Here is a 6,656-nt window from a genome sequence, read left to right on the forward strand (position 1 = left end):
ACTTTTCATCTTAAATTCGATGGGTTTCTTGAAAATAGAATTATATTTTTCAAAAGTACAACAAAAGATATATGTCTATCTAAAAACGTAAACCATGCCTATGGATTTCCAGATCTTGGATGCAGACTATGAAGTCATTAATGACAGCAGTCCCGTAATCCGCCTCTTTGGCAGGGGAGAGGACGGGAAGAGCGTTTGCTGTTTTGTTCCCGATTTTGAACCTTATTTCTATCTCAAGGCCTCTGGAGACCTTAATGCCGTAGCCAGGCTTATCGAAGATACTTTCACTCAAGTTAAAAAAGTAGATATTGTTGAGAAGTTCGAGCCTATTGGGTATCAGAAAACAAAGACAAAGATGCTCAGGGTTACTACCCACCTGCCCAGAGAGGTGCCCGAGATCAGGGACGAGATTCTGAAGCTCCAGGAAGTAATGAGGGCCGAAGGCAAATGGGAAGTGTATGAGACTGATATTCTTTTCAGAAATCGTTTTTTAATTGACAGAGATCTCGGAGGCATGGTCTGGGTATCTGCAGAAGGGGAAGCCGTTGATCCTGCAAAATATATCCGGACAAGTAGTTCAGGCAGTTCTCACTGTGGGAAATTTACATGTGCCTCTTCGGTCCTTGCGTCCGGATTTAATAAAGTTGAAAATCTTGCCATCGCCCCCCTGAAGTATCTCTCTTTTGACATAGAGTGCCTGCCTTTCGATGGAGGAATGCCCTCTCCGGATGTTTCACCTATAATCATGATCAGCTTTTCCTTCGAGCCAGAGTACAAAGGGCATAAAACCCTTGTACTTCTGGCAAAACCTGCAGAAGGTCTGAATTCCGATGTTTTTTCCTACAAGAACGAAACCGAAATGCTAAACCACTTTTTCAAAATCTTCTGCGAGTACGACCCTGACATTGTAATTGGATATAATCATCAGGATTTCGATATTCCCTACATAACGGACAGAGTTAAAACTCTGGTAGCGCAAGGGGAAGTAATAAATCCTGTTGTCGGCCGGGACGGCAGTAATATAGGGTACAGGCGGTTCGGGCTTATTACCCGTACCGAAATGAAAGGCCGGGTGGTTGTGGATGCGCTTCCTCTGGTAAGGAGAGCTTTCAGTCTGAAGCAGTATACCCTGCGTGCGGTTTCAAAGGAACTTCTGAACCGCGAAAAACTGGATGTACCCCCCCTTGAAATGGAAGAGTACTGGCTCGATACGGGGGAAAAATTCAAAAAATTCGTCGATTACTCACGCAGGGATGCAGAGCTTGCTCTTGAACTTATCCTTAATTTAAAACTTCTTGACAAATATATTGCCCTTGCTCAGGTGAGCGGAAGCCTGCTTCAGGAAGTTGTAGATGGAGGCCAGACTTCGATGGTTGAAATGCTTCTTCTCAAAGAGTTCGGGCTCCGCGACAGAGTTCTCCTTCCAAAACCCGACGATGGAGTTTCGGCTGAGAGATATGAAATGAGCTCTGATCTCAAAGGAGGAGAAGTTCTTGAACCTCAGAAGGGCCTTTTGGAAAATGTGCTTATTCTCGACTACAAGTCTCTTTACCCAACTATAATGATGGCACATAACCTGTGTTATACTACAGTAGTTACGGGCGACAGGCCTCAGGGGATGACTATCAGACCTCCGTCCGGAGGAGATTTTGTGCTTCCCGAGGTTTACAAGGGAATCGTGCCGTCGATCCTCGAAGACTTACTTAACAAAAGGACACAGACAAAGAAAAGGATGAGAGGAACCTCTAACGAAAGTGAGTATAGAGTCCTTGATGCTACCCAACTTGCCTTGAAAATCCTGTTAAACAGCTTTTACGGTTATTCCGGGTATGCTAGGGCCAGGCTCTACAGCTTGACTCTTGCAAATGCAGTAACAAGTTTTGGAAGAAGCAATATCCTCAATACTCGGGAAATTATCAACAGCACTATAGGAAAAATAATTATCAGGAATAAAACAGCTCTGCTCCTTGATGAAGCCGGAGAACTCTCTCCACAGGACAGTGTAGTTGAATTATCGGTTGCCTATGGAGATACTGACAGTGTTTTTGTCCACTGTAAGTCCAGAGGAGATCTATCTCTTGAAGAGATTAGTCTTATAGGTAACAGGCTTTCAAATATCGTTTCTGCGTCCTTGCCCGATCCAATGGAACTTGAGTTCGAGTCCATTGCCAAACGTGCTCTTCTTATCGCAAAGAAGCGCTACGCTCTCTGGCTTTTCGAGCCAAAGAATTCGGGCTGGGAAGACAAGATTAAGGTTAAAGGTATGGAGACTGTCCGAAGGGATTGGTGCGAACTGACCTCGGTAACCCTCAATAAAGTGCTTGAGCTTGTGCTTATAGAAGGTAATGTTGACCAGGCTGTGAATTACGTTCGTGAAGTAGTCAGCAAGGTCAGGAATCTCGATCCTGCAAAAGACTCCGATATTATTGAAAGTCTTGTTCTAACCCGCACCCTTACAAAAAAGACTGAAAGTTATAAGAACAAGCAACCTCACCTTACTGTTGTTGAAAATTTGAAAAAAAGGACCGGTGTCGTACCTTCCATAGGAACAAGGATACCTTTCGTCATTATTGCAGGAAAAGGGCTCTTTGTTGATCGGGCCGAAGACCCGGACTATGTAAGGGAGAACAACATCCCGATAGATGTCGATTACTATGTTAAGAAGCAGATACTTCCACCGGTGGAACGTATTCTTGAGGTTTTCGGGGTTAAGATGTCTTCACTTGACTTTGATTCAAAACAAAAAGGACTATTTGACTTTGAAGCTAAGAAGCCTGAAGTGAAAAAACAGGAAAAGGTTTCATCTCAACGGAAAAGCAAAGGAATAGTACAGGAAGAGAAAGTCCAGTGCTCGGAGAACGGGCGTGCAGAGCAGCGTTCCCTGTTCGATTGGACTTAAATTAACACAGGAATCTCCTGTACTCGTTTTTGCATGGTAGATTCCGTTGCTGCGGGATTTATACCTTTGCATTCTGTCGAGGAAATACAGCTTACCTGATTATAACATTATTTCTTGCCGGACCGATTCCTATGTATTTGACCGGAACCCCCACCAATTCTTCAATCCTTTTTATATAACTTTTTGCATTCTTGGGTAAATTCTCAAAACTATCCACTCCGGCCGTTGCACATTTCCATCCGGGCAATGTTTCATATTCTGCTTCAACCTGGTTCAATATTTTCGTTTCCGGAAAAACCGACAATGTTTGATCGTTGTAACGGTAATTAGTACATATCTTTATTTCTGGCAGGCTGTCCAATTTGTCAAGTTTGCATATGGCTAGCGCATCAAAACCATTGACCATATGGGCATAGCGCAATACGGGAATATCTATCCAACCCAGGCGTCTGGGCCTTCCTGTCCTTGCCCCAAACTCATCGTCAATGTTCTCTCCGGTTCCCCTGAGTGAAATGATACAACCATCGAATGCCTCCGTTGGAAAAGGGCCGTCTCCTACTTGGCTTGAAAATGCTTTTGCAATCCCAATAACAAAAGTGATTGAACGAGCAGGGATCCCCGAACTAACAGCTGCGTAGGCAGCAATTGGGTTGGAAGATGTCACAAAAGGATACGTGCCTAAATCAATATCTTTCATAACGCCAAGCTGGCCTTCAAAAAGAATCCTTTTATTCTCCTTCATCATATTATGAATCAATGTAAAGGCGTCAACGATATGCTCCTTAAACAGTTTATACCAGTTGTTGCAGAGTTCACAAAGCTGATCTGCAGTATATTGAGTAGCGCCGAAAAAAGACAGCTGATGATTGATCGAAGGCAGTACCTTTTCAAAATGACTTCTTAAATAATCCTGATCGGCCAGATCTCCAAAACGGATATTTGTTCTTGTTGCCCGTCCGGCATAAGCCGGACCTGTTCCACGCTTTGTTGTACCAATGGACGTGTCACTCGACTGTTCATTTAGCTCGTCTAAGTCCTTGTGATAGGGCATTAATATATTGGCTCGAGTTGATATTTTAAGGTTATCAACCGATACACCGGCAGCAGTGACTTGTTTCATTTCTTTTTGTAACTCATCCGGATTTACAACCATACCGGTTCCAACCAGATTGATTGCATTTGGATTAAAAATTCCACAAGGGATTAAATGCATTTTAAACGTACCATGTTGATTAACCACGGTATGCCCTGCGTTATCTCCACCTTGGAAACGGACAACCAGATCATAATCCTGTGCTATCAAATCCACTATTTTCCCTTTACCTTCGTCACCGCACTGTGCGCCAACGATAGCTGTTATATTCATAAATTTTCTCCTTTAAGATTTATCCCACTTTTGGCAAGTCGATATCTGACTCTGGTAATTTTTACTAGCTGCGTTTTTGAAATAACGATCCATGATTGCATACAATTATTGGATTCATGTAGGTAATATATTAGATATCATACTAAATTTTAATGAAAAATATGTTTCAGTAATTATGTTTGCATCGGAGGAGAACCATACATTAACCAGCACTAAGTAGTCCTTTAAATATAATTTCAAGTTTTCATATCTTAAATCGCTCTATAATTCCGTTTCCACAAACGATCATGAAAGACAATTTTCATATTTTTCTTGAAGTTCTCATTTACTTTTCTTGCAGTTGCATAAACTTTATCCTTGATAGTCGAAAACACTTTCAGTCCTTTTTACGTAGAAGTTTTATCAACAAGACTTTTGATCACATTAAGACTGCTTAAAATAGTACCTTTGCAGATAGCCGTCACATGGCAGAATAACCCATGTTCAATTGGATTGTGTTTCAAGTGTATGGTGGATAGTGAGTAATTTGGATTTCGATTTTAAATTCCAATTTTATTTACCAGCATTTGAAATTTTTCCTTGAAAATTTAATGCTTACTTAAGTTGCTTCACAGCCATCTATCAAAACTAAAATGCTATTTGCCTTGAGGTAATCTTTCTTGCCGTAATTTTCCCACCGTTTTTAATACAATCACAACAATTCACTCGTGTCTTTACTTGTTTCTAAAATAATGTATCCTTCATTACGTTTCACATCATATATGCCATGTGGAATTACAATGTCATCTGGAAATGTACTGAAGTTGTGGGTCATATACTTTTACCGTTTCAGTACAACAAAATTTTCCACCTTAGTAAAAATTACCTACAATTTTTTTTTACATTCATGATGATAATCGGATTTTCGCTTTCAGAGTACTATTCATTCAGCTCGTTAATTCTCTATTATCTTTAGGCAATTAAAACATTTGAAATTATATTTTTGTCACTCATAACCGTGCTTTTCTTATCGCAAAGAAGCGCTACGCTCTCTAGCTTTCCTAGCCAAGGAATTCTGGCTGGGAAGATAAAATTAAGGTTAAAGGCATGGAGACTGTCCGAAGGGACTGGTGTGAACTGACCTCGGTAACCCTCAATAAAGTGCTTGAGCTTGTGCTTATAGAAGGTAATGTTGACCAGGCTGTGAATTACGTTCGTGAAGTAGTCAGCAAGGTCAGGAATCTTGATCCTGCAAAAGACTCCGATATTATTGAAAGTCTTGTTCTAACTCGCACCCTTACAAAAAAGACTGAAAGTTATAAGAACAAGCAACCCCACCTTACTGTTGTTGAAAATTTGAAAAAAAGGACAGGTGTCGTACCTTCCATAGGAACAAGGATACCTTTCGTCATTATTGCAGGAAAAGGGCTCTTTGTTGATCGGGCCGAAGACCCGGACTATGTAAGGGAGAACAACATCCCGATAGATGTCGATTACTATGTTAAGAAGCAGATACTTCCACCGGTGGAACGTATTCTTGAGGTTTTCGGGGTTAAGATGTCTTCACTTGACTTTGATTCAAAACAAAAAGGACTATTTGACTTTGAAGCTAAGAAGCCTGAAGTAAAGAAACAGGAAAAGCCCTCTTCAGAAAAGGAAAGTAAGGTAAAAGCTCAGGAGCAGAATTTATGTAAGGAGAATGGACATGCAGCTCAGAGTTCTCTCTTCGATTTCTGAACCTGCGCTTTTTTTCCTGAAACTTTTTTGTTCTGAATTTCTGTATTTTTAAAGTGTTCAGATTACTTTTAACTTCATTTTCGTATTACTTTACTTCAATTTCAAATTATATTTTATACTCACAAACTGGTCTTTAATCTCTGTTCTTTCTGTTCTGAGCTTCAGTTAATTTTGCCTACTATTGATCTCTTATACTAATTTTTCCTTAATGCTATTTCTCTTAATAGCTATATTTTCTATAGGATAAATATACCCTACTGTTTTCTTTTATATTTTTTAATAATATGTACTTCTCTATATTCTACCAAGCGAATCTTTATATATTTTTCATTTATTGTGCATTGTACTGGAAACAACTTAGGCGAACGTAAATTTAATTTACGACTTGATGGAGTGTCTGTACACATGGCAAATAAATTAAAAATGTATGCAATTCTCTTACTATTGATTATCGGGCTTGTGTTCCTGGGAATTGGATGTACCGGAACTAAAAATAACGAAGGATCTTCTGCAGAAAACGTTAGTGGTACTGAATCTGCAAGTATTTTCTTGAAAGGCTCTGATACAGTTTTGCCTCTTGCACAGGCTGAAGCTGAAGAATTCATGGCTGAAAACTCTGAAAAAAGCGTAACAGTTACCGGAGGAGGGTCTGGAGTTGGAATTGCTGCTCTTATT

The 6,656-nt window shown here is 40.3% G+C and carries 4 protein-coding genes and 2 pseudogenes; 3 read left to right on the forward strand and 3 right to left on the reverse strand.

All coding sequences use genetic code 11. The features are described 5' to 3' along the window. Window positions 1–94 precede the first annotated feature (94 nt). Window positions 95–2,899, forward strand: a complete 2,805-nt coding sequence (locus ASJ81_RS14070) for a DNA-directed DNA polymerase (RefSeq protein WP_095644948.1) — start codon at window positions 95–97, stop codon at window positions 2,897–2,899. A 91-nt stretch (window positions 2,900–2,990) separates the two neighbouring features. Here the strand turns inward: ASJ81_RS14070 and ASJ81_RS14075 are convergent, their stop codons facing one another. From ASJ81_RS14075 to ASJ81_RS24660, 3 genes are all read right to left on the reverse strand, one after another. Further along, the gene (locus ASJ81_RS14075; RefSeq protein ID WP_095644949.1) at window positions 2,991–4,265 is read right to left on the reverse strand and encodes an adenylosuccinate synthase; all 1,275 of its coding nucleotides are present in this window, start codon (window positions 4,263–4,265) and stop codon (window positions 2,991–2,993) included. A gap of 386 nt (window positions 4,266–4,651) precedes the next feature. Next, window positions 4,652–4,768 (reverse strand): ISAzo13-like element transposase-related protein, encoded by a 117-nt coding sequence (locus tag ASJ81_RS24655; RefSeq protein ID WP_170943316.1) that lies wholly within the window; start codon window positions 4,766–4,768, stop codon window positions 4,652–4,654. 188 nt (window positions 4,769–4,956) lie between these two features. Next, on the reverse strand, window positions 4,957–5,079 hold the full coding sequence (locus ASJ81_RS24660; protein WP_141241737.1) for an ISAzo13-like element transposase-related protein: 123 nt from the start codon (window positions 5,077–5,079) through the stop codon (window positions 4,957–4,959). Window positions 5,080–5,261: 182 nt separating this feature from the next. Here ASJ81_RS24660 and ASJ81_RS14085 point away from each other — a divergent pair. Then, a pseudogene (locus ASJ81_RS14085) lies at window positions 5,262–5,981 on the forward strand (DNA polymerase domain-containing protein); the annotation flags it as partial. A gap of 405 nt (window positions 5,982–6,386) precedes the next feature. Continuing rightward, window positions 6,387–6,656: pseudogene (locus ASJ81_RS14090) on the forward strand (phosphate ABC transporter substrate-binding protein); the annotation flags it as partial.

This window comes from Methanosarcina spelaei (genome assembly GCF_002287235.1).
Classification (GTDB): Archaea; Halobacteriota; Methanosarcinia; order Methanosarcinales; family Methanosarcinaceae; genus Methanosarcina; species Methanosarcina spelaei.